Below are 25080 nucleotides of genomic sequence, written 5' to 3'. Positions count from 1 at the left end.
TATGAGGAGCTGGATCGGTTGTCGGACAGGGTGGCGGAGTACCTTCGCCGGGATCATGGCGTGGTTGAGGGCGACCTGGTAGGTTTAATGCTGGAGCGTTCGGAACGGCTGATCATCTGCCTGCTGGGGATATTGAAGTCGGGAGGGGCGTATGTTCCGATAGACCCGTCTTATCCTGCTTCACGGATACGCTATATGCTTGAGGACAGTTCACCGCGAGTGGTGTTGACGGAGCGCATGGCGATGGCGGCGCTGGCGGGCGGAAATGCCGGGGATCCGCTTCCTGTATTGGGGGGTGGCCAGTCGCTGGCGTATGTGATCTACACCTCCGGCTCTACCGGGCAGCCTAAAGGCGTAATGGTGCCGCATGTGGCGGTGGTACGACTGGTACATGATCCTAACTACGTTACCTTCAGCACGGAAGATAAATTATTGCAGACAGGCTCCATTTCATTTGATGCAAGCACTTTTGAAATATGGGGCATGCTGCTCAATGGCGGTACCCTGTACCTGCTGGACCATGACCAGTTGATGGATACGGAAATCCTGAAAGATACGGTTCAAAGGAATGGTATTTCTATGATGTGGTTCAGTGCCTCCTGGTTTAATCAACTGGTTGATAATGACCCTTCGCTCTTTAAAGGATTAAAGCAGATATTGGTAGGAGGGGATAAGCTATCTCCCAGGCACATTAACCTGTTGAGGTCGCTTTACCCGGATCTTAGCATTATTAACGGATACGGTCCTACGGAGAATACTACTTTTTCTATTTGTTATCACATCAGGGAAACGCAGACAACTGCTATCCCCCTGGGGCGCCCTGTTACCGGCACCAAGGTATTTATACTTGACAAACAGTTGCAGCCGGTGCCCGTAGGATGCTACGGCGAGATCTATCTTTCCGGCGATGGCCTGGCCCATGGCTATTTGCATATGGATGATAAAAACAGGGAGCGGTTCATTGCACATCCTTTTGAACCTGGCAGGCGTATGTATCGCACCGGAGATATCGGCAGATGGAACTGGAAAGGGGAAGTGGAGTTTGCCGGTCGTGCGGATGACCAGGTGAAGATCAGGGGATTCCGTATAGAACCAGGTGAAATAACAGCCGCAATCCTGCAATGTGCGCAGGTAAGAGATGCGGTAGTAGTACCCTTTACCACACCTGCGGGAGAAAAAGAGCTGGCGGCGTACATTGTGTGGGAAGCACAGGAAGAGGAAGGGGTACTCCGGTCCTGGCTGCGGGAGCAGCTACCGGAATACATGCAGCCGGGTTACTATGTTACATTGGCGCAACTGCCCCTGAATGCCAATGGTAAAGTGGACAGGGAAGCGCTGCCCGCACCCCGGTCGGTATCCGCTACCAACACTATACACGCTCCCAGGGATGAGCGGGAGGCGAAACTATTGGCCATCTGGCGTACGATATTACAAAGGGAGGATATTGGCATCCGGGATAACTTCTTTGAGAAAGGCGGTCATTCATTAAGGGCCTCTAACCTGCTTACAAGCATACACAAGGAGCTGGGCGTTAAAGTGCCCCTGAAAACATTATTCCGGCATAACACCATTGAAGCACTGTCTGGTATTATTGCTGCCGCTGATACTGTAGCTTTTGAGGCATTGGAGAAGGTAGCGGAGCAGCCGTACTACGAGGTGTCACATGCCCAGAAACGGCTTTGGATACTTGACCAGATGGAAAGTGACAGCGGCGCGTATAATATTCCCGGTGCTTACGTCATAAAAGGAAGACCGGACAAGGATATACTGGAGAATGCGCTGAACCTCCTGGTGGCCCGGCATGAAAGCCTGCGGACAAGGATTGTGAAAATAGATGGAGAGCCTAAGCAACAGGTGCTGGCTGCCAATGAAGTAAAAGCGCGGATTGCGTATCATGATCTTACCTCTGATGAAGAAAAGGATGCTACGGCCAGGAAGCTGCTGAATGCATGCATGCACGATCCCTTTTCCCTGCATACATGGCCATTGTTCCGTGCTATGCTGATCCGTATGGAAGCGGAGCAGTATATTTTCATGTTTTCCATCCATCACATCGTATCGGACGGATGGTCGCAGGGGGTGATCGGAAGGGAGATATCTGTAATCTACAATGCGATGGTAGCGGAACAACCGCCCCACTTACCCGCATTACCGGTGCAGTATAAGGATTATACCGGTTGGCATAATCGCCTGCTGCGGGGAGCATTGGGAGAAGAGGCAGGAAAATACTGGTCTGCCCGTTTCCGTAAGCCGGTGCCTTGTCTGAACATGCCGGCTGACCGGCTTCGCCCGCGCCTGCAGACTTTTGATGGTGATGTTGTAACGCTAAAGTTTGATGCAGCCGTTACAGAACACCTGCAACGGTTTAGCCAGGAAAGGGAAGCAACCCTTTTTATGAGCTTGCTGGCTCTTGTCAACACATTGTTGTATTGTTATACCGGCGTTGATGATATTGTGATTGCTTCCCCCATTGCGGCGAGAGAGCATGCGGATCTACATGGCCAGATAGGGTTTTTCGCAAATACCCTTGCCCTGAGAACACATTTTTCAGAGAACCAGACATTTGAGTCGTTGCTGCAAACAGTGAAGGAAACAACGCTGAAGGCATACCAGTACCAGATGTATCCTTATGATCGGGTGATTGAAGATGCCGCTCAGCAGTATGATCCCAGTCACGCTGCATTATCCGATGTAATGCTGGTATTGCAAAGCAATGAAGCAGTGGCGCTGGATCTGCCGGGTATGCAGGCGGTGCCCCTGGAGCTTTCTACTAATACAGCCCGTTTTGACCTGGTTTTCATCTTTACCGTGGAAGACGGAGCCCTGTGCCTGGATCTTGGTTTCAATACTAACATCTATGACAGAAAACGTATAGCGGCGCTGGCAGAAACATTACAGACGCTTATACATCGTATGCTGATGCAACCGGCGCTGACAGTAAAAGCGCTTTCTACCCTGGAAACCGGGTGGAACGATGTTGCTGATAAAGGAGTTCCGCTGGCAGTGCTGAACGGGCACCTGGTGTATGCACCGGAAATAAATGCTGCGCTGGAAGCCCTGCCGGGCATTGAAGCGGGCTGTACGCAACTGTCGGACAATAAAACCCTGGATGTCTTCATTGTTCCTGAAAGCAGAACAGCGCACACTGTGCGGCAATTGCTGAAAATGGAGCTGGAGCCGGCGGCAGCAAGCCATCAGGTATATACCATGCCTAACGGCCTGCCGGTTTGCTATAAAAATAAAACGGAAACCGACTTTACTTATAAAGAGGTCTTTGAACAACATGCATACCTTAAAAACGGCATTACGCTACGCCCCGGAGATGTGATATTCGATGTGGGCGCCAACATTGGCATGTTCAGCCTCTATGCAGGATATCACTTTCCCGGTTGCCGGGTGTTTGCCTTTGAGCCTATACCACCTGTGTACAACTGCCTGGCTGCGAACGCGGCTTTGTATGATATGGACATAGTGCCGTTGAACATAGGCTTGTCAGGAGAGGAATCTACTGCTGAATTTGTTTATTATCCCAATAACACGATCATATCAGGCCGGTTTGGCAATGCAGCGGAAGATAAGGAAGTGGTAAAACGTTACCTGCAGAACAAACTGGACAGCGAAGGCAGCACGATGTCTGAAAAACATATGGAAGAGATCCTGGAAGACATGATCCGGTCAGAAAAATGGGAATGCCGGCTCTCCACGGTTTCTGCTGTAATGCAGGAATGGAACGTATCCCATATTGATCTGCTGAAGATTGATGTGGAGAAAAGCGAGTGGGACATTTTGCAAGGAATAGCAGCGGCCGACTGGCAGCGCATCCGCCAGGTAATAGTGGAGGTGCATGATATTGACGGCCGGTTGGAGCAGGTAAAGCATTTGCTGGAACAGCAGGGTTATGATGTGCATGTGGAGCAGGAAGAAGAGCTGGCTGGTACGGCGCTTTATAATATTTATGCTGTTAACAGCCGGGAGCAGCCGGCGCTGGTAGCTACGGCCCCCATAGAAACGGGGTGGACGGATATAGCTGCCTGTCATGCACATATAAGTAACCTTGTTCACAACAGGTTGCCGGCATACCTGGGAGCCGTAAACGTATACCTGGCAGACATGTTGCCTATAGATGAAGCAGGCAATACGGACCAGGAAAAAATCAACCGGATAAAAGCAAGTAGCGCACCTGTACAGGGAACCGCCGCGGCGTCCCGGGCTGCATTGCAGGTGGTGGTGGCCGCTACTTTCACGGCCGATCCGCTTTCCGATTATATCAACTGGTGGACCGACCGGTTTAATATACCGGTGCAGGTAAAACAGGCGCCGTACAACCAGGTATTCCAGGAGTTATTGCAGGAGGATAGCATGTTCTCCGGTAACAGGGACATCAACCTGCTGCTGGTGCGCTGGGAGGACCTGATCAGGGACGTACAGGGAACGGAAGAAACACAACTGCAACTGGTGGAACAGAGTTTTCAGCAACTGGTATCTATAATGACCGCCAGGGAGCAGCAGGCGCTTTGCCTGGTAGGTATAATTCCACCGGCGCCGGCCGCCTGCAGCAGCAGGCAGATGTTGCTTGCGCTGGAGCGCATTAACCAGCAATGGATAGCGACATTACAGCAACTGGACAACGTACGGGTGCTGGATTTCACCGGTATCGCGGCAGATTTCAATATTGCCGAGATATATGACCCGCAGCGGGACAAGCTGGGACATATTCCATTCCATGAAGAGGTATATGCCGCAATGGCTACCATGGTAGCCAGGCAGATAAGGGCATACAAACAGCCATCCTTTAAGTTGATTGTGCTGGATTGTGATAATACTTTATGGTCCGGTGTGGTGGGAGAAGACGGTGTGAGCGGGATCCGGTTGCTTCCCCAACACCTTTACCTGCAACGCTTTATGCTGCAAAAGAAGCAGGAGGGTTTCCTGCTGGCGCTATGTAGCAAGAACAACGAAGCGGATGTATGGGAGGTGTTCGAACAGCACCCGGAAATGATATTGCGGCAGGATGATTTTGTGACATGGCGTATTAACTGGAACGACAAGGCGGTAAACCTCGCTGAAATGGCCGCAGCATTGAATATCGGCATCAATACATGCTGCCTGATAGACGATAGTCCTGTGGAATGTGCTGCGGTGGCCGCTGCCTGCCCCGACGTGCTGGTGCTGCAGCTACCGGAAAGAACGGAAGTTATACCGCAATGGCTGAAGCATGTATGGGCGTTTGACAAGTTCACGGTCACGGAGGAGGACCAGGAAAGGACCACCATGTATAAGGCAGAGCAGGAACGTAAGCAGGTATTGGCTGCACAGCCTTCCCTGGGCGATTTCCTGGCGCAGCTACAATTGCAGGTAAGCGTGCAGGATATACAGGATGCAGACATCTCCCGTGTAGCACAGCTCACAGAGCGTACCAACCAGTTTAATCTCAATGGTATCCGCAAAACGGAACAGGAGATAAAGCGATATGTTAACGACCGGAACTATTATTGTAAAACCATCCGCGTAAGGGACCGGTTTGGAGATTACGGGCTTACTGGTGTGCTGATCACGTCGGTACGGGAAAACGCATTGCAGGTGGAAGCCTTCCTGTTAAGCTGCCGTGTGCTTGGCAGGCAGGTAGAGCAAAGTATGCTGGGGGTATTAAAAGAGCAGGCGGCATCTGCGGGCCTGGACAAAATAGTGGCTGGTTTTGTAAACACTTCCCGGAATAAGCCCTTCCTGCAGTTCCTGGAAGGAACTTCCTGGACCCCGGTGCAAACCGCAGATGCCCTGACCATATACGAAATACGAACGGAAGATATACCGGACGGCTTATCCGTACAGGCAACCGCATTGCAGCTCCGGTCAACCCCTGACCCTGTTGAGCCGGAACGGCCGAAGCTGCTGTTTGACCATATAGGTGTGGCCGTAAGTAAACCGGACGAGGCGCTGGCATTCTATAGGGATAGCGGGTTCGCAGAGCCTGAACATGTATATGACCCGGTACAGAACGTACAGATATATATGTGCCGTACTGCGTCAGGTGGCGGCATTGAATTGATCGCTCCGCATGATGATCGCTCTCCTGTGAATAATATCATCAGCAGTAATGGAGACCAGCCCTACCATTTTTGCTATCGTGTTAAACAGTTGGATCTGCTTTTTGACTGGTTGCGGCAGGAAGGGATTGCGTTTGAAATGGTGAAAGAGCCGGAACCGGCAGTACTGTTTGACGATAAGCGGGTCGTATTTTTAAACATACCGCAGGCAGGGCTGGTGGAATTTATTGAGGACAGCGATACAACTGCTTTACCACCCCGGCAGTTGCCGGAAGAAGTGGAGGTCAGCCTGGTTACCTTTGACGTGCAGCCAGCACTGCAGTTTTTCCGTTTGGTAGGCTACCGGGAAATAAGGCATGTAACAGACCACGTAAATAAAGAATATACTGTTGTCCTGCATGCCCGGCACAATGGTCCTGTAATACGCCTGATATTGCCGGTGCAGGATGCCGGGTCAGAAGGCGCTTTATTTCTGCAGCGGAACGGACCGCATATTTTCCGTTTGCTGTTGCAGGGATCTATGGCTGCAAGGTATGCGCACGAGCAGTTACCGTCCTACTTTACCCTGGCGGCAGAAAGCATAAGGGAACGGACCCCGGCTTTGGACTGGGACCTCGGACAGGAATTAAATAAGAATGCCCGGCACTATCCCCTGTATCTTCCCCTGCTCTACAACAGCGGAGAAAAGCTGCTGCAAATACCGGTATACCAGGTACAGCAGCACAGGAAGCATACCGCCCTGCACCCGCCGGAAACGGCAACTGAAAAGGCGCTGTTCAATATATGGGAAGCCGTATTGCGTCATCAGTCATTCGGGGTACATACTTCTTTCCTGGAGGCAGGTGGAAATTCCATTAAAGCTACACAGGTATTGTCCAGGATATACCGGCAGTATGGTATAGAGCTATTGCTGACGGCATTCTTTAACAAACCTACTATCAGGGCTCTGGCTTCGCTGATAGAAAAGGAACAGCCGGAAGGGTTCCAAAGCATTACACCCCTTCCGCCGCAGGACGATTACCCACTTTCATTTTCACAAAAGCAGCTATGGATATCAGACCAGTTTGAGAACGGGTCGGGTGCAGCCTTCAACATACCCGTGGCCTATATGGTACAGGGTGCATTGGATATGGCTGCGATGAACCAGGCATTCAGCTCCCTGGTGGAAAGGCATGAGATACTGCGTACCGTTTTTGTAAAAGCGGAAGATGAAGTACGACAACGGGTGCTGCCGGCAGATGCATGCGCAATAGTGCCTGAGTGGATAGATATGACGGCATTGACGGATGCTGAAGCAGCCGCATTGCAGATAGCCAACCAGGAGCCTGTGCTGCCCTTTAACCTGGAAACAGGACCGTTGCTGAGGATTAAAATATTACGCCTGGCGCCGGACCGCCACCTGCTGTTGTTTACCACGCATCATATTGTTTCGGATGGCTGGTCGTCTGGGATCATGCTCAGGGAAATAGCGGCGCTGTACAATGCCTGTCACAGGGGTAAGAACCTTTCCCTGCCTGCTTTACGCATACAGTATAAAGACTATGCCGGCTGGCAGCAGAGACAGATGCAGCAGCCTGCTTTTAAAGCGCACCGGCGATACTGGTTGCAGCAGTTCCAGGAAGGGGCGCCTGTGTTGCGGTTGCCGTGCGATTTTCCGCGTCCCGCTTTTAAAAGCTATAACGGGAGCACGCGCAGCTTTCTGCTGGATAGCACAGCGGCCGCTGAGATAAAGACATTCATAGCACAGCAGGAAGTAAGCCTTTTCATGTTCTTTGTAACGGTTACCAAGCTGCTGCTGTATCGCTTGTCTGGCCAGCAGGAACTGGTAGTGGGCTTCCCGGTATCGGGGCGGCAACACCCTGAGCTGGAGGACCAGGTGGGCTGTTATGTAAATACCATCGCGCTCCATACAAAAATGGACACGCGCCTGCAGTTGGCAGATTTTGTACAACTGGTGAAGCAGAACATTACCCATGCCTATGCCCATGCAGCTTATCCTTTTGAGCAGTTGGTGGAAGAGCTGGGAGGGCATACAGACATGGGAAGGTCTCCCCTGTTTGATGTCATGGTGCAAATGCAGGATGCTCACCTGGTACACCAGCAAGGGGCAGGTAGCCTGGATGGATTGAAGATCAGCATGACAGAGCAACATCTGACCTTTAGTAAATACGACCTTACGGTAAATGTAATGGAAACACCAGGCGGTATTGCCATTGATCTGGAATACAACACAGACCTCTTTAAGCCGGAGACGATAGCCGGCATACAAGCAGATCTTACCCGGCTGATCAATCTCCTGGTAGCAAGTCCTGCGCTTACCATAAGTGAAGTCCGCGTGCTGCTGACCGGTAACACCGGTAACGCCATGCAGCAATACCAGCAGGCCATTACGGCGAGTATAGACGAATCATTCTAAATAAAAATTAACATCCTTATGGATAAGAGAATTATTCATAGCGTTTTTGAAGCAAAAGCGCAACTGTTCCCCGACAATATTGCTGTAGAAGATCAGGACATGCAGCTTACTTACCGGGAGCTGAATGTCCTGGCAGATAAGCTGGCAGTGGTGCTCCGGCAGCAAGGCCTTGGAAGTGGCAGGATTGCCATGACCCTGATGGGCGCTGATGTCAGGCTGATTACTTCTGTGCTGGCCATTTTCAAGGCAGGAGGCATCTATCTGCCTGCGGACTTCAGCTTTCCGCCCAGGCTGATGCAGCAGGTATTGGAAGAAGGCGCTCCAGACATTGTCATTACTTCCGCAGCCATGCTGGAGGAAGCTAAACAACGCCTGTCGGAAGGGAACGCACCGTTGCCTGCAATGGTGATAATTGAACAGGATCTTACCTTTTCCGTACAGGGACAACGGGAGATGATACCGGTAACGGGTACACGTGATATTTCACCGGATGACGGATGTTATGTTTTCTATACTTCAGGCTCCACTGGCAGGTCCAAGGCCATACTGGGCAATCACAAAGGATTAAGTCATTTTGTACATTGGGAGATGGGAGAGTTCGGGCTGGATGAACATTGCCGGGTGAGCCTGTTAAGCCAGTTCACTTTTGATGCCTCCCTGCGCGACATTTTTGTACCCTTGTGTACCGGAGGGCGCCTGGTTATCCCGCCAGTTGGTGTAAAGTCCAATATTCCCCTGTTGATAGAATGGCTGGAAGTAAAACAGATCAGCCTGGTGCATTGTGTGCCCTCCATTTTCCGCCTGGTTACGCGCTACCTGCAATCAGGCTCCGCAACGATGGACAGGAACCTGTTCCCTTCCCTAAAGCATATACTGATGGCGGGAGAACCACTGTACGGAAGGGATATCATACAATGGCGCAGTATAGTAGGCGACCAGGTGGAACTGGTAAACCTGTATGGCACTTCTGAAACGACCATGGCTAAAACATGCCATCGCATTGGTCCAACACCGGAAGACCCTGCGGCTGCCGTGCACGTGGGATGGCCTATCAGTAATACCATGGTGGCGGTTTTTAATGGTGGCAAACTATGTTCTCCGGGGGAGATCGGTGAAATATACATTAAAACGCCTTTTATGACCAAAGGATACTTCAGGAATGAAGCCCTGACTAAAAGCGTTTTTGTGCAGAACCCCCTGGTAACGGACCGTGTGGACATGATGCATAAGACTGGCGATATGGGTCGTTACTTTGAAGATGGTCATATAGAGGTGCATGGCCGGCTGGACGACCAGGTGAAGATAAACGGTATCCGCCTGGAGCTTGCAGAAGTAAAGCAGGCAGCGCTATCCGCACCTGGCATACAGGATGCGGAAGTGATTGTGATACCGGGTGCGGAGGGGGAGAACCAGTTGGCCTGTTATTATACCGGGACGGTGGCGCAGGAACCAGCGTTGCGCAGTTATCTCGCCGGACAGTTGCACGCGGCATTTATACCTTCCTTCTTTATCTATATGGAAGCGTTGCCGCTTACTATCAACGGGAAGGTGGATAAGAAAGCTTTGCCACGGCCTGTGACTACCATGGCGGGAACTGCCGGCGACATGGAGGAAACGGACCCGGTGGTGCTGACAATGCAGCAGATATGGAAAGAAGTGCTGGGATTACCCCAGGTAAACAGGAATACGCACTTTTTCCAGTCTGCCGGTACCTCCCTGAAAGCGATCATGATAATATCAAAATTGTACCGCCAATACAATATACGCCTGAAGATCAAGGATATTTTTGACAACCCTACCATTATTAGCCTTTGTACGCATATCCGTGAACTGCAGCGACAATCATTTGAGTCTATATCACTGGTACCCGGTAATGATAATTATGAAACTACTTACGCTCAAAAGGGCATATGGCTGCATTTGCAGTATGGAAGAGGGCTGGCAGCCTATAATATGACAGGCGCCTACCATTTTGAGGGCGCTTTCAATAGGGAAGCCTTCACTAAAGCGATACAGTTTTTGGTACAACGGTATGAGATACTGCGAACTACATTTGTAATGGACAAGGGAGAGCTACGGCAGCGCGTCCATGATTTTGACCCTGCTGCTGTAAATGTCAGGATGGATGTTTGCGAAGCCGGCATGCAGGAAGCTGATTATGCAAAAATAGCGGAGGAAGAGTCCTTGAAAATATTTGACCCGCAGAAAGAGCCGCTGATCCGGTTCCGGTTGCTGAGAGCAGGGGAACGACATCATACACTGGTGCTAACGCAACACCATCTGATAGCGGATGGCTGGTCTGTAAACCTGTTGCTGAAAGAATTTATGCAGGTTTTTGCAGCTTTCAGCAGGAATGAAACCCCAAAGTTGTCTCCCCTGAGAATACAATACAAAGACTATGCTGCCTGGCATAACCGTTACATCAGCAGCTTTAGCAGCCAGCCGCACCAGGATTTCTGGAAGGCGCAAATGGAAGGAGAGCTGCGTCCACTTAATATTGCTGCGACCTCTTTTAACAGCATAGGAAAGAGCTATGAGGGAAGGCTGTTCACCTTCGGCTTGCCACCGGCCTTAAGCCAGGCTGTATTTGAGATGGGTAAATGCAGGGAGAAAAGCACCTTTGCCATTCTGCTTGCCCTTACCAATATATTGTTGTACAGCTACACAGGCAGGGAGGATATATTACTGGGATCGCCTTATGCGGGCCGCAATCATCCTGACCTGGAAGACCAACTGGGTCTTTTTGTAAGCATCATCCTGCTTAGGAACCGGTTGCAGCCCGATCAGCCGTTCAGCGCATTGCTGGAAAGAGTGGCTGGTAATGCAGCAGAAGCATACGAACATGGCGTATATCCTTTTGAAAAGATACTGGAGGAGCTGGAGCTGACCAGCAACGGGAAGGGGCTGCAATTCCTCAATGTATTCGTGCAAATGCAGGAAGCGCATGAGGAAGCCCTTGCAGCCAGCCAGGAAGGTTGGGAGGACCTGCGTATTACACCAGTGGACTTTAAGCACCTTACCAGCAAGTTTGACCTTACTTTTAATTTTATAGCAGCACAACCCGGGGAGCATATTACTATAGTGATCGAGTACAATACTGCCCTGTTTACGGAGAACAGCATCAAAAAGCTGCAGGAAGATTTTATCAGGCTGACGGAACTGGCAATGGAAAATGAACAGCTATCCGTTGCTGCGTTAAGAACGGTTGTACAGGAAACTGCCAGCCCCAGCCGGGAAATGGCTGATATCAGCCACCAGATCAGCAGCGGCATCAGCCGTGAATATTGAGTATTGCAGACCCTTCAATATTTCCAAGCATGAGTAAGAGAATCATACATATGGTCTTTGACCAGCAGGCACTTTCAGCTCCTGAACGTACGGCCATAGTGGAAGGAGACAGAACCTGGTCCTATGGCGAGTTGAAAGCTGGTTCTGAAATGCTGGCCCAATACGTGCTGCATTGTAATGCCGGGCGCAATGCGCCGGTAGCGGTGTTGCTACCTCCCGGGTTTACGCTCGTCAGCTCGTTACTGGCCATTTTCCGTGCCGGGCAGATCTACCTGCCTGTAGATGCAGCCTTGCCTGCCAGGCGGTTGCATGCCATTTTTGAGCAGACGCGCCCGGCGGTATGTATAACAACCGCATCATTGGCCGCTGTTGCAGAAGGTATCATCAGCAAACAGGCTGCTTACGCCTGCCGGCTCATAGTGCTGGATGGATCGCAGGCTCCGCTGGTCAGGCATTTTGAGAACAGCACCTGCCTGGCAGAAACAGCATTGACAAACCTGCCGGCCATGGATCTTCCTGAAGTGAGGCCGGAGGACGCGAACTATATTTTCTACACCAGCGGATCTACCGGTGAAGCAAAGGCCATACTGGGATGTCATGACAGCCTGAGTCATTTTATTCATTGGGAGATCAGGGAATTCCAGCTAGATCAGCAGTGCCGCGTCAGCCAGTTGAGCCAGTTCACATTCGACGCTTCCCTGCGGGATATCCTTGTGCCCTTGTGCACAGGCGGCACTTTATGTTTTCCGCCTGCTGACAACCGTAACAATATGCCCGCATTAATAGCATGGCTGGAGCAGCAGCAGGTAACGTTGATGCATTGTGTGCCCTCGGTATTTCGCCTTATTACCCGCGAACTGATGGCTGAAGGGGAACAGGGCAATAAGGTGCGTCTGCCATGCCTCCGGCACGTGCTGATGGCGGGAGAGCCATTATATGGGAAAGATATTCTCAACTGGCGCAGTACCGGTGCCGGTCATGTAGAGCTTGTCAACCTGTACGGCACCTCGGAAACTACGATGGCTAAAACCTTCCATAGGATAGCAGATGCGCCTTATGATGCTGCCCAGCCTGTGCATGCAGGCAAGCCTATCAGCAATGCCTTGATAGCTGTTGTGAATAACGGCCAGCTATGCAGACCCGGGGAGATCGGGGAGATCTATATCATTACACCTTTTATGACAAAAGGCTATTATAAAAATGAAGTCCTGACACGAAGCGTTTTTGTACAGAACCCGCTGGTGAAAGACCGGGAGGAAATAGTTTACCGTACGGGCGACTACGGAATGTACCTGGAAGACGGATCGCTGGAAGTGCTGGGCCGGAGAGACGAACAGGTGAAGATAAACGGCATCAGGGTGGAGCTGGGAGAGATACGGCAGGCGATATTACGGGTGCCAGGTGTCACCAATACAGAGATCATTGCAGTTAAGAACGCCGCGGAAGAGAATGAGCTAATCTGCTATTACATAGCAGCGAAAGAAATGGATGATACCCTGAGAACGCACGTAACAGTTGAGCTGGGACATCACCTGGTGCCTTCGGCCTTTATACGGCTGGATGAATTTCCCTTGACCATTAACGGGAAAGTGGATAAGAAAGCGTTACCGAAACCCGACAGGATCGTTATAACTGATGAAGCGTATGTTTCCCCGGCAACGCTTACGGAAGAAAAGCTGGAAGCTATCTGGAAAGACTTGTTGGGATTAGTGCGCGTTGGCACAGCAGTTAATTTTTTCAAAGTTGGCGGCTCCTCCCTGAAGCTCATCAAAATGGTATCGCAGATATTCCATGAGTTGAATGTATCCATTGCATTTGCGGATGTGTTCGCCAACAATACCATACGGCAATTGGGCGCCTTTATTGATACAGCCGTGCAGGCAGGTGCTACTACTATCATACCGCTTCCTGCCAGGGCCTATTATGACGTTACTCCTGCCCAGCGCAGGTTGTGGATCTATGACAAGACCAGCGGACAACAACATTTATACAATATTGTGCATGCAGTAACACTGGAGGGGGATATTCGGCCTGCTGCGCTTGAGCAGGCATTAGCTGCCTTGATGGCGCGGCATGAAATATTACGCACCACCTTTTTGAATGTAGGAGGCGAGCCCAGGCAGCGTATACATCCTGCCGGCAAAATAACCACCCCCTTTACATACCTTGACCGGCAGCAGCACCTGCAGCTTTATGGCGGGGTGCCGTCCATCATACATGCGGAGCAGCAGCGCCGGTTTGACCTGGAAACCGGCCCCCTTTTCTTTGCCACACTGGTGGAGATGGCGGAGGACCGGTATTGCCTGATATTTAACTGGCACCATATCATTGCAGATGGGTGGACGCAGGATGTGCTTCTCAATGACCTGCTGCGCCTGTATCGGGCCAGCCGCGATCAGCAGGAACAGGCGTTAAATCCTTTACGTTTCCAGTACCGGGATTATGCAGAATGGGCCAATAAGCAACTGGAAGGGAAAAGACTGGAAGACCTGGAACGATACTGGATATCCCGGTTTGCAAAACCGTTTGTGCCGGCTACTTTCCCGGCAGAGCGGGAAAGGAATGCCATACGGGCAGGGCAGGGCGCCAGCCGGGACTTCCTGTTGGACAAGGAGATCACGGACCAGTTGCACGCCCTCACACAATTGTCCGCAACCACCAGTTTTATGGTGTTGCATGCGATCGTGAATATATTGCTGTACCGTTACACAGGCAACCCGGATATTGTAACAGGGACGCCGTTTTCCGGCAGGGCGAATCCTGAACTGCAGGATCAGGCCGGCCTGTATGTAAACCTGTTGCCCCTGAGAATGACCATTGCTGAGGAAGACAGCTTCCTGGCAGTACTGGGCAGTACCCGTGAATGCATTATAGGAGCACACCAGCACCAGGATTACCCGATAGATATGCTGGTGCAGCGTCTGTCGCTGGAAACCCGGAACGGCCGCATGCCTATGTTCAATGTACTGGTGCAATCCCAGAATAACCTCGAATGTCCGCTGGTGCCGCCGGATGGTATTGCAGTCAGGCAGATGGCATTATCTGCCGCAACAAGCAAAGCGGATGTCACATTCAATTTCCAGGAACGGGGGAAAGAAATACTGGCCTCTGTAGAATATGATACGGAATTATACAGTGAAAAGGCGATGGCAGCTATTGTTGAAAATTTTATTCGGGCAGCCCGCCAGTTAACAGCTCTTCCCGGCACCCTGGTGAAAGAGGTGACCATTACGCGGGCGGCAGGTGAAGCGGAAGAGGAAAAGGACTTTATCAATATGCTGCAGCAGTTGTAAGAACATACATCTTTATACATCAAATACAAATTGCCATGGAAAGCATTTTAGCAAAGCATATAGGAACATTGCCGCAGATCGATGAATCTGCTTTTCCGCTCTCTATCCGTTTTGAGGAAGGAACACCTGTTGAGGAATTTATTGCGTGGTACCGTACCAATAAGGCCTGGCTGGATGATAGCCTGCTAAAGAGCGGGGCTATACTGGTGCAGGGAGTAGCAATAGACAACGTGGACAAATTCCAGCATGTTACACAGTCCCTGGGTACAAAATTCAGGGATTACCTGGATGGCAGCTATCCGCGCCGGAATTTGAAAGGGCATGTGTATATTTCCACGGAGTACGATGCCGGCTACAACATAACCATGCATAACGAGCTCTCCTACTCTGCCAAATGGCCCAGCCAGTTGATATTTGGCTGTATCACACCTCCAGGATCAGGGGGAGAGACGCCACTGGTGGACAGCCGTACCGTGTACAAGATTATGCCCCCCGAGATACTGGAGGAGTTTGAACGGAAGCAACTGCGTTACATCAGGAACCTGCATGCAGGGCAGGGTATGGGTCCCTCCTGGAAAGACACCTTTGGTACTGATGATAAAAGTGTAGTAGAACAGCACTGCACCGATATTGATATTAAGTATGAGTGGCGGGACAATGATAACCTGCGCCTGATAAATATCCGGCCGGCTACCCGGGTGCATCCGGTTACAGGGGAAAAGGTATGGTTTAACCAGGCAGACCAGTACCATCCCACCCATTTCCCCGAAGAAGTATATGAAACGCTGATGCTGATGGCTGATGGCGTGGAAGAGGACCTACCCCTGTTCGTTTCTTTCGGGGATGGCACAAAAATACCCGAAGCCACCATTCACGAAATTATCCAGACAATTGACACTGCCGTAGTGGTGCGGCCCTGGTGCAAGGGCGATTTTGTAATCGTGGAGAATATGTTGGTGGCGCATGGCCGCAAAGCCTATACCGGCGACAGGCAGATCGTGGTATCCATGGTGGAATAGTTTTTTCTTAACAATAGAACCTACATTTTATGTGCGGAATAACAGGAATACTGGATTTCGGAAAGCGAAACAGGATAGAGAGCGGAGAGCTGAAGAGAATGACAGACGCTATCTACCACCGCGGCCCCGATGATTTTGCCTATTTGTTGGAGGAGAACCTTGGACTAGGCTTTCGCCGGCTGAGCATCATTGACCTGGCACATGGCCAGCAGCCCTTTTACAGCGAAGACGGTAGTGTGGTGCTGATATGCAACGGGGAGATATATAACTATAAAGAGCTGCGACAGGAGCTCATTGCCAAGGGCTACCGTTTTAAAACAGCATGCGATGTGGAAGTGATTGTACACCTGTATGTTGCTTATGGTATTGACTTTATCAGGAGGCTGAACGGGCAATTTGCTTTTTGCATTTATGACAGGAAGGAAGACTGCCTTTACCTGGCGAGAGATCAGTTCGGGATTTGCCCGCTGTTTTATTACTTGGCCGACCAGTTGCTGGTCTTCGGTTCGGAAATAAAGGCGTTACTGCAAAGCCGCTTCGTAAAGAAGGCTGTGAACCCCACGGCGCTGGATCAGTTGTTCTCGTTTCCGGGTATTGTAAGCCCGGTTACTTTCTTCCAGGACATTCACAGTCTGAAGCCAGGGCATTACCTGAAAGTGAAGGGTACAGATGTGCAGGAGCTGGAGTACTGGGACCTGGATTACCCCCTGGAATCAGAGCAGCTTGAAGAAAAGCCGGAGCATTATTATGTAGATCGCCTGGAAGAGTTGTTGCTGAAGTCTGTGAAATATCGGTTGAACGCCGATGTGCCGGTTGGCTTTTATCTTAGCGGGGGGCTGGATTCCAGCCTGGTAGCTGCTATGATGAAGCGGTTGAGCCCGGATCACTCCTATAAGTCTTTCTCTATCGGCTACCCCCGTGCAGAAGACAGTGAGCATGATGAACGTATCTATCAGCGACTGGTAGCCGGCAAGGTAAATTCCGTGCATAAGGAAATAGAGTTCGACTGGTCGGAAGTGGCTGACAGGTTGAAAGATGCGATCTATTATTCTGAAGGAGCACTTAAGGAAAGTTATAATACCTGCTCCCTGGCCTTGTCCCAGGCCGTCCGGGAGAGCAGCATTAAAGTGGTGTTATCCGGCGAAGGATCGGACGAATTACTGGGGGGCTATGTTGGCTACCGGTTTGACGTGCAGCGCAGCGGCTTTGAAAAGCATATGGGCCTGGAGGAAATGCTGGAAGCCCAGTGGCGGGAAAAATTATGGGGCGATCCTGATTTCTTTTATGAAACCAATCACTATGAGTTCAGAAATACCACGAAAGCCGTTTATTCCAATAAGATAAATGATAATTTTGAAGCAATAGATTGCCTGGAAACCTTGCCTATCAACAAAAGCAGGCTGGCTGGCCGGCACCCCTTTCACAAGCGCTCCTATCTTGATCTGAAGCTCCGGCTTTCTGACCACCTTATATCGGATCATGCAGACCGGGTAAATTATGCCAACTCCGTGGAAGGAAGGTATCCTTTCCTGGACATTGAGCTGGTGGAATTCATTAAAACCATACCACCGGCTGTGAAGCTGAAGCATATGACGGAAAAGTACATACTGAAACAAGTGGCAAAACGCTACCTGCCGGATAGTATCAATACCAGGCAGAAGTTCAGTTGGGTGGCGCCAGGCAGCTCGCAGTTGCTGCAGAATAATGTGGAGTGGATAAACGATATGTTGTCTTATGACCGGATTAGCCGCCAGGGGTACTTTAACCCGGACACAATCGAGAGGATAAAGAAAATATACAGCGCCAGGAACTTCAAGCTGAATTTGCCGTATGATACAGACCTGCTGATCATTGTGCTCACCTTTAATATTTTTCTGGAGGTATTTGATATGCCTGCCCTCTGACCTTACTCCTAAACATTGTACATACTATGAGAAAGAAACTTGGCATTATTGGAGGCATGGGATCCCATGCCGCTTCATGGTTGTTTAGAAGAATTACAGAACTGTCTTACGGAGAAAAGGACCAGGAGTACATAGAGGTATTGCTGCACAACAATACCGCCATACCGGACCGCACCAGGGCGATCGTGTATAACGAAGCATCCCCCTTGCCGGAGCTGATGCGATCCATAGAGCTTTTTAACAGGAATAACATAGAGGTTGCAGTAATGGCCTGCCTGACCGCTTATCATTTTAAACCGCAGCTATCCGGGCTATTCAATGGTTATTTTGCGGATCCGGTAGCGTTTACAGTGGAGAAGCTGTACGAAATATTCCCGGATTTGCAGGGGCGGCGGGCAGGTATTATTGCATCTACCGGGGCCCTGCATTCAGGGGTTTTTCACAAAGCACTGGAGCCGCTGGGCATAACGGTAGTATCGCTGGAGGGGGAAGAACAGGAAAAATATTTCATGCAGCCTATTTATATGCAGGGGGGGATCAAATCGGGTAATACATCCCCGGCAGCGGCCAGCCTGTTCCTGCAGCAGGTACCACTGTTGCAGCAAAAAGGCGCGGAGGTGATTATTGGCGCCTGTTCCGAAGTGCCATTGATGCTGCGTAAAGAGCATATATCCCTGCCTTATATAGATGTGTTTGAGCTGCTGGCCCAAAAAGTAGTGGATACCTGCTATCATTATATCTAACCTTTTCATTGCATTACTATGTCAGAAAAACATGCCATCCTTATAGGCGGTATAGGGGATGATGCCCATTCTGTGGGTATAGGTTTGCTGGAACTGGGATTCAGGGAAGCAGGGTTCTATGTAAAATCGCTGGGTATCCGCAACAGTCTGCACGAGTTCTTCAGGCATGCGCCTTACTTTGATGCCATACTGATATCAAACAAGAACGGACATGCAGAGCTATACCTACAGGATTTTCAGCGACTGATGTCCGAATACCTGTTGAAAGAAAAGAATACCAAGCTATGGTACCTGGGAGGAAGCCTTTCTGTCAGTGAATCGGATTTCAGCATTAAAAAGAGATTCCTGGATATGGGATTCACGAATGTATATCCCAGGCCAGTGCCCTTTAGCGAAGTGCTGAATAACATTAAAAGAGACCTGGAATATCATAACATTCCAAAACGCAATACCCGGCACCGATTCTCCAGGATGAACAAGCAGAAGCCGATAAACTGGTCGGAGGTGCATACGGGCCGGCTCTCTGCGGAGCAGTTGGAAACAGAGCGGCGGGAAGTATTGCAGGAATGGCCTACAGGAACAGATGTAATGTATTCTGAGTACCAGAAGGTGACCGCTGTCACAGGCACCCTGGACGACCTGCTTTGGAATAACAAGGTAAAGAGCAAAACACCGCTCTTCCAGCCAAGAACCGGGGTGGCAAACATTGAGGACCAGATAGAGCTATTGCAGTACCTGGAATCGGAAGGGAGCGATATAAGCTCGGTGCAGTTGGATGCCGCTTCCCGTTCTCGATTGTACCAACGGGCGGAAGAGGGACGGCTTTTGAGCATAGAACGCAAATCTTCCCAGCTAAACGGTTTCCCTATACCTATTTACGGGGTAGGAGAGGTGAGACGGCTGCTGCTGGCCTTGAAAAATCCTTTCCAGTTAAGAGGAGGAGGACCGGACCACCGGTTTACCTACGAGATTGCGCTGAAAGCGGGTGTCAGTGCGTTGGAAGGCGGTTTTGTATGCTACTGTCTGCCATATGACAAGTTAACCTCCCCGGTGGAGTCATTTAAGCGATGGCAGTTTGTGGACCGCCTGGCAGCGCGTTATCATGAGATGTTCGGGATCGCTATTAACCGCGAGTATTTTGGGGTGTTGACCGCCACGTTAATAGAACCTTCGCTGGCTATTATCGTGAATATTATACAGGCAATATCCAGTGCGCGCCAGGGAATTGTCAGCATTTCCGTAGGATATGCAGAGCAGGGTAACCGTTCGCAGGATATTGCAGCGGTAACTGTGCTGGAAGAGCTGGTGAACTATTATCTGCGAAAATTCAATTTCACCCAATGCAGGGTTACTACCGTGTACCACCAGTTCATGGCCGCTTTTCCTGCAGACTATAAAAAAGCGGAGGAGCTGATCTTTAATTCATCAGCAACAGCTACGCTGGCAGGAGCTACCAAGGTAATGGTAAAAACTGCTGTGGAAGCGATCCGCATACCCGACCGGTATGATAATGCCAAGGCAGTAATGCTCTCAAAAAGAGGTGCGCTTAGTGCGGATAAATCAATGCTCAATAGCGAAAAGGTTCAGGAGGAAAAACAATTGATCAGAAAGGAGGTGCAGCAGGTAATGGATGTCATAATGGAACTGGGTAGTGGAGACGTGATTAAAGGCGCCATTCTGGCGATAGAGCAGGGCGTAATAGACATCCCCTGGTCGCCAAACATTTATAACCGGAACCGCGTAGTGTGTGTCCGGGATACGGATGGTGCAGTACGTTTCTACGATTTCGGAAACCTGCCTTTCAGCGAAAGCGTTAAAGATTTTCACCAGGAAAAAGTACATAAGAGAAAGACAATGGAAAGAGATCCCAGCATTTTCTCACTCTTGGAAAAAGACCTGAGCAGAATATGGAAAAACGAGTACCAGCGATGGCCCCTGGATGGACATTATGTAACCTGAAAAAGCCTTTTAACTAAAATATTTTGATAGTATGAAATATCCTTTATTACACGAGCTTTTCGATAACATATGCGAAAAATATCCCTCCCGTATTGCAATAGAAGACGCGCAACAACGCATTTCCTACCAGGAGTTGCAACAGTACAGCCTCCAGTTGGCCGCCTGCCTGATGGGAACAGGTACTGAAAGGGAAACCGTAGTAGCGACGTTGCTGCCGGCCGGCCGGGAATTAGCTGCCAGCGCCTTGGCCTTGTTCAGAACAGGGCGGGTTTACATGCCCCTGGATGCGCGTATCCCTGTAGCGAGGCTGCACAAAATGCTTACATCCACAGGCTGCGAGATAATTATTGCCGACACATCGGTGCTGGATGCCATTCAGAGGATGTTGAAAGAAGCCGGTACCTGTTTACGGTATGTGATGGTATTGGGGCAGGGGGAGCCACAACTGTTTACTGTAAATGCCGCCAGGGAACTGACTGCGGCAGTTGCGATAACCGGTCACCAGGAGCCATCTGCAACGGAGCCTTCAGATAGCTGCTACATATTTTTCACATCCGGCACTACAGGAGAAGGGAAGCCCATACTGGGCAGTCATCGGGGCCTGAGCCAGTTTATTCATTGGGAGATCCGGGAGTTTAACCTGGATGAAACCAGCAGGGTAAGCCAGCTTGCCCAGATAACGTTCGATGCCTCCCTGCGTGATATGTTTGTGCCATTATGCACCGGCGGTACATTGTGCATTCCCGGTCAGGACATTAAATTCCAGATGCCTGCGTTGATCCGGTGGCTGAAGCATAACAGTATCTCCATGGTGCATTGCGTGCCATCGCTTTTCCGCATGCTTATTAAAGAGCTGGAGCAGCAGGGCGCGCATGCAGGCAATCATTTTCCCGATCTTAAATATATATTGATGGCGGGCGAAATGCTGTATGCAAAAGATGTGATGGCCTGGAGAAGCCTGTGTGGCAGCAGTACTGAGCTGGTAAATATGTATGGTACCTCCGAAACAACTATGGCAAAAACATTTCATCGGATTGCAGCAGTGCCGGAAGACCCGGGAGAAGCGTTGCACGTGGGCCAGCCTATAGACCAGGCTTTTGTGGCAATCATGAATGGCAATCGCCTGTGCAGGATCGGGGAGATCGGGGAAATATTTATACTTAGTCATTATATCTCGAAAGGGTATTACAGGCAGCCGGATAAAACGGCCGCATGTTTTGTGCCCAACCCGCTGGAGGGCAGCACTGTGAAGGTGGCCCACCGTACCGGCGACCTGGGGCGTTACCGTAAGGATCGCAGCATAGAAGTACTGGGCAGGCAGGACGACCAGGTGAAGGTAAACGGCATACGGGTGGAGCTGCAGGAACTGGAAAATATTATACTGGAAACAGAAGGCATTACCCAGGTGGTGCTGAAGGCTATGGAAAATGCCGAGAAGGCCGTAGAGCTGGCTTGTTATTATACAGGAACGCCGCAGGATCCCGGCAAGCTGCGAAAAAGACTGGAGGAGAAGATATCAGGAAGTGTAATGCCGGTCTGCTTTATGCATCTGAAGGAGTTCCAGTTAAGTCTGAATGGGAAGGTTGACAAGGCGGCGCTGCCAAGGCCAACCCATGTGAAGGCCGCAGAAACGAAGGCTGATGATGCAAAAACACCGGCGGAATCGGAAATGGAGGAAATATGGAAGGAAGTGTTCAAAATAGCTCAGGTGGGCCGCAATGTATCTTTCTTTTCCATCGGTGGTACTTCCCTGAAAGCGATCAGGATCATATCCCAGATATACAAGCGCTTTGAAGTGCTCCTCACGATCAACGATCTTTTTGCTCACCCAACTATTGCTGCATTGACCGCCCTGACGGAAAAGGGAAGGAAGAAGGAATATGCCGCTATCCAACCGCTAGGGAAACAGGATACCTACGAATTGTCCGGCGTGCAGAAACGTATATGGGCCATTGACCAGTTCTCGGACAATGGTGCGCTCTACAATGTGCCGGAGATCTACCTGTTTGAAGGTACGCTGCAGCGGGAATCATTTGAAAGGGCCATCCACTCCCTGGTAGAACGCCATGAAATACTCCGCACCACCTTCGAGCTGGTGAATGGTGAACCAAGACAACGCATACATGATGCCGATTCCTGGAATTTTTCGCTGGATTTTCATGATTATAGTATTTACGAAACACCGCTGGAAAATGCGATCGCCCTGTCAGCAGACGCATCGCTTAAAACGTTCGATCTGGAAAAGGGCCCCATGATACGGGCCATACTGGTCCGGCTGTCAGAACGGTCGCATGTATTCATATTCGTAACGCATCATATTATATCAGACGCATGGTCGCAGGAGGTGATTGCGCGGGATGTACTGGCTTTTTACGATGCTTATACAACCGGCAGGAAACCAGTGTTGGAGCCGTTGAAGATTCAGTATAAGGATTTTGCGGCCTGGCAAAATAAAAAGCTGATGCAACGGTTGGACCACCACCGTTCTTTCTGGATCGAGCAGTTTGTGGATGGGGTAACTCCCATGAAGCTGCCGCTGGATTATCCCCGCCCGCAGCAGCAAACATTTAACGCAAAAGAAACTACGTTCCGGCTGGAGGAGAGCACAAGCAAAAGCCTGCGCGCCCTGGCACAGCGGCATACAGCCAGCGGGTTTAATTTGGTCTTGTCGCTGGTCAACCTCTTGCTGTACAAGTACACGGATCAGCAGGACATCGTCATCGGCTCCCCGGTTGCCGACCGTGGGCATGCAGACACAGATAACCAGGTGGGTGTTTATTTCAATACACTGCCCCTGCGCACCCGTTTCTGTGGTGAGGACACCTTCGGGCAGTTGCTGGATAATGTGAAACAGCTTACTCTTAAAGCATTTGAGCATATTGACTACCCGTTTGAAAATATCCTGGAAGACATTAACCTGGATATTGACAAACAGCGGAATCCCCTGTTTGACGTGGGGTTAACCTACATATCCTTCCTGAATATCGGCGGGGAAGAAGAAGCCGGGGATCAGCAGGAAGGCGACGCCGCTATCCGGGTGAAGGGTATCTACCCCGGTTTCAAATTCATTAAATCAGACTTATGGATTAAAGCCGTGGAAAACGGGAACGAGCCCTTCCTGTTTGTCTTCTCTTATAACACAGACCTCTTCAGGCCCGCGTTTGCCACGAAGCTGATAGACGACTTCCGTAATCTGGCGGCGCTGGTAGCAGAGCGGCCGGACGCCACCCTCAGCAGCCTTGTTGAAAAGGCCCGGGAGGCCGAAGCTGCGGCAAGCGTGCAGAAACAACAGCAGGTCAGGGACCGGAACCTCGAAGTATTAAAGAATTTTCGTGTAGGTACCAGGTAATCCAGAATACTAAAATCATGCAACTATGAACCAGGATATCAGGCAACAGCGGTTAAAGAGCCTGCTGGCTACCCAGCCCAGGCTTCACCGGCTGGACCAGACCAGCGTAAACATACTATACGCAGACGCCAATGCCAGGCAGGTGCCTGTTACGGTAATTACAGAAGATAAAGACGCCCTGCTGCATAAATGGATACCGGCCGGCATGGCTATGGTAAGGGAGCAGTTGCGGACCCATGGAGCGCTGCTTTTCAGGGGATTTAATGTCGCATCGGTAGAGGCGTTCCGGTTAGTTGTGCAGGCCTTTTCTGAAGAGGCGATGCCCTATACGCAACGTTCTTCTCCCCGGACAGAGATCAAAGACCGTATTTATACCTCTACAGACCATCCTGCAGACCAGTATATCAATATGCATAATGAGCTTTCCTATTCCTACAGGTGGCCTTTGCAGATTATGTTCTGTTGTATGCAGCCGGCAGCAAAAGGAGGCGAAACGCCGATCGCGGATAGCAGGCAGGTATTAAAGGCTTTATCCCCGCAAACCCGGCAGCAGTTCCGGGATAAGGGGATCATGTATGTCCGGAATCTGGGTGGCGGCCTGGGGCTGGACTGGCAGCAGGTATTCCAGACAGATAGCAGGGAAAGCGTGGAGGAGGAATGCCGGCAAAATGAAATGCATTTTGAATGGAAAGACAATAACCGTTTGCAGATACGCTGGACCAGGCCTGCCATTGTAAAGCATCCTGCTACGGGTGAGGAAATATGGTTCAACCATGCTTACTTCTTTAATGCTGCCAACCTTGATGAAGCGGTAGCAGATGCAGTAATGTCCCGGGAGGATATGCCCTTCAATACCTTTTATGGTGATGGCAGCCCCATACCTGTGGCCGTGCTGGAGGAGATCGGCGCTGCGTATGAAAGGTCCAGGATCGTTTTTCCCTGGAAGAAGGGAGACGTGCTGCTAATGGATAATATGTTGATGTCCCACGGCCGCTATCCCTATGAAGGAAACCGGAAGATCATGGTGGCCATGTGGGAACCCAATCGTTAACCAATTAAAGTTTC

9 protein-coding genes are annotated in these 25080 nt (G+C 50.5%); all 9 read left to right on the top strand.

The window, feature by feature from the left end:
- Window positions 1–9 precede the first annotated feature (9 nt).
- Genes LX66_RS27005 through LX66_RS26965 form a run of 9 tightly spaced genes read left to right on the top strand, consistent with a single transcriptional unit; the run spans window position 10 to window position 25066 of the window.
- Window positions 10–8460, top strand: a complete 8451-nt coding sequence (locus LX66_RS27005) for a non-ribosomal peptide synthetase (protein ID WP_262713230.1) — start codon at window positions 10–12, stop codon at window positions 8458–8460.
- 18 nt (window positions 8461–8478) lie between these two features.
- Window positions 8479–11748: a condensation domain-containing protein gene (locus LX66_RS27000; RefSeq protein ID WP_145719334.1), complete on the top strand. Its 3270-nt coding sequence runs from the start codon at window positions 8479–8481 to the stop codon at window positions 11746–11748.
- Window positions 11749–11777: 29 nt separating this feature from the next.
- Window positions 11778–15041: a non-ribosomal peptide synthetase gene (locus LX66_RS26995; protein WP_145719332.1), complete on the top strand. Its 3264-nt coding sequence runs from the start codon at window positions 11778–11780 to the stop codon at window positions 15039–15041.
- A 35-nt stretch (window positions 15042–15076) separates the two neighbouring features.
- Window positions 15077–16060, top strand: coding sequence for a TauD/TfdA family dioxygenase (locus LX66_RS26990; RefSeq protein ID WP_145719330.1), 984 nt, complete (start codon window positions 15077–15079; stop codon window positions 16058–16060).
- A 29-nt stretch (window positions 16061–16089) separates the two neighbouring features.
- Window positions 16090–17964: an asparagine synthase (glutamine-hydrolyzing) gene (gene asnB / locus LX66_RS26985; RefSeq protein ID WP_145719328.1), complete on the top strand. Its 1875-nt coding sequence runs from the start codon at window positions 16090–16092 to the stop codon at window positions 17962–17964.
- A gap of 26 nt (window positions 17965–17990) precedes the next feature.
- On the top strand, window positions 17991–18707 hold the full coding sequence (locus LX66_RS26980; protein ID WP_145719327.1) for an aspartate/glutamate racemase family protein: 717 nt from the start codon (window positions 17991–17993) through the stop codon (window positions 18705–18707).
- Window positions 18708–18725: 18 nt separating this feature from the next.
- The gene (locus LX66_RS26975) at window positions 18726–20666 is read left to right on the top strand and encodes a methylaspartate mutase subunit E (protein ID WP_145719325.1); all 1941 of its coding nucleotides are present in this window, start codon (window positions 18726–18728) and stop codon (window positions 20664–20666) included.
- Between the two features lie 31 nt (window positions 20667–20697).
- Window positions 20698–24015, top strand: a complete 3318-nt coding sequence (locus LX66_RS26970) for a non-ribosomal peptide synthetase (RefSeq protein ID WP_145719323.1) — start codon at window positions 20698–20700, stop codon at window positions 24013–24015.
- A 25-nt stretch (window positions 24016–24040) separates the two neighbouring features.
- Window positions 24041–25066, top strand: a complete 1026-nt coding sequence (locus tag LX66_RS26965; RefSeq protein WP_145719320.1) for a TauD/TfdA family dioxygenase — start codon at window positions 24041–24043, stop codon at window positions 25064–25066.
- Window positions 25067–25080: the final 14 nt, after the last annotated feature.

The sequence above is a fragment of the Chitinophaga japonensis genome, assembly GCF_007830125.1.
GTDB classification, from domain to species: domain Bacteria; phylum Bacteroidota; class Bacteroidia; order Chitinophagales; family Chitinophagaceae; genus Chitinophaga; species Chitinophaga japonensis.
This window is presented reverse-complemented; position numbering and strand designations above follow the sequence as displayed.

Bases quoted from the DNA above. Each gene is read 5' to 3' on its own strand.
- LX66_RS27000 (WP_145719334.1), top strand. From the start codon at position 8,479: ATGGATAAGAGAATTATTCATAGCGTTTTTGAAGCAAAAGCGCAACTG.
- LX66_RS26995 (WP_145719332.1), top strand. From the start codon at position 11,778: ATGAGTAAGAGAATCATACATATGGTCTTTGACCAGCAGGCACTTTCA.
- LX66_RS26990 (WP_145719330.1), top strand. From the start codon at position 15,077: ATGGAAAGCATTTTAGCAAAGCATATAGGAACATTGCCGCAGATCGAT.
- asnB (WP_145719328.1), top strand. From the start codon at position 16,090: ATGTGCGGAATAACAGGAATACTGGATTTCGGAAAGCGAAACAGGATA.
- LX66_RS26980 (WP_145719327.1), top strand. From the start codon at position 17,991: ATGAGAAAGAAACTTGGCATTATTGGAGGCATGGGATCCCATGCCGCT.
- LX66_RS26975 (WP_145719325.1), top strand. From the start codon at position 18,726: ATGTCAGAAAAACATGCCATCCTTATAGGCGGTATAGGGGATGATGCC.
- LX66_RS26970 (WP_145719323.1), top strand. From the start codon at position 20,698: ATGAAATATCCTTTATTACACGAGCTTTTCGATAACATATGCGAAAAA.
- LX66_RS26965 (WP_145719320.1), top strand. From the start codon at position 24,041: ATGAACCAGGATATCAGGCAACAGCGGTTAAAGAGCCTGCTGGCTACC.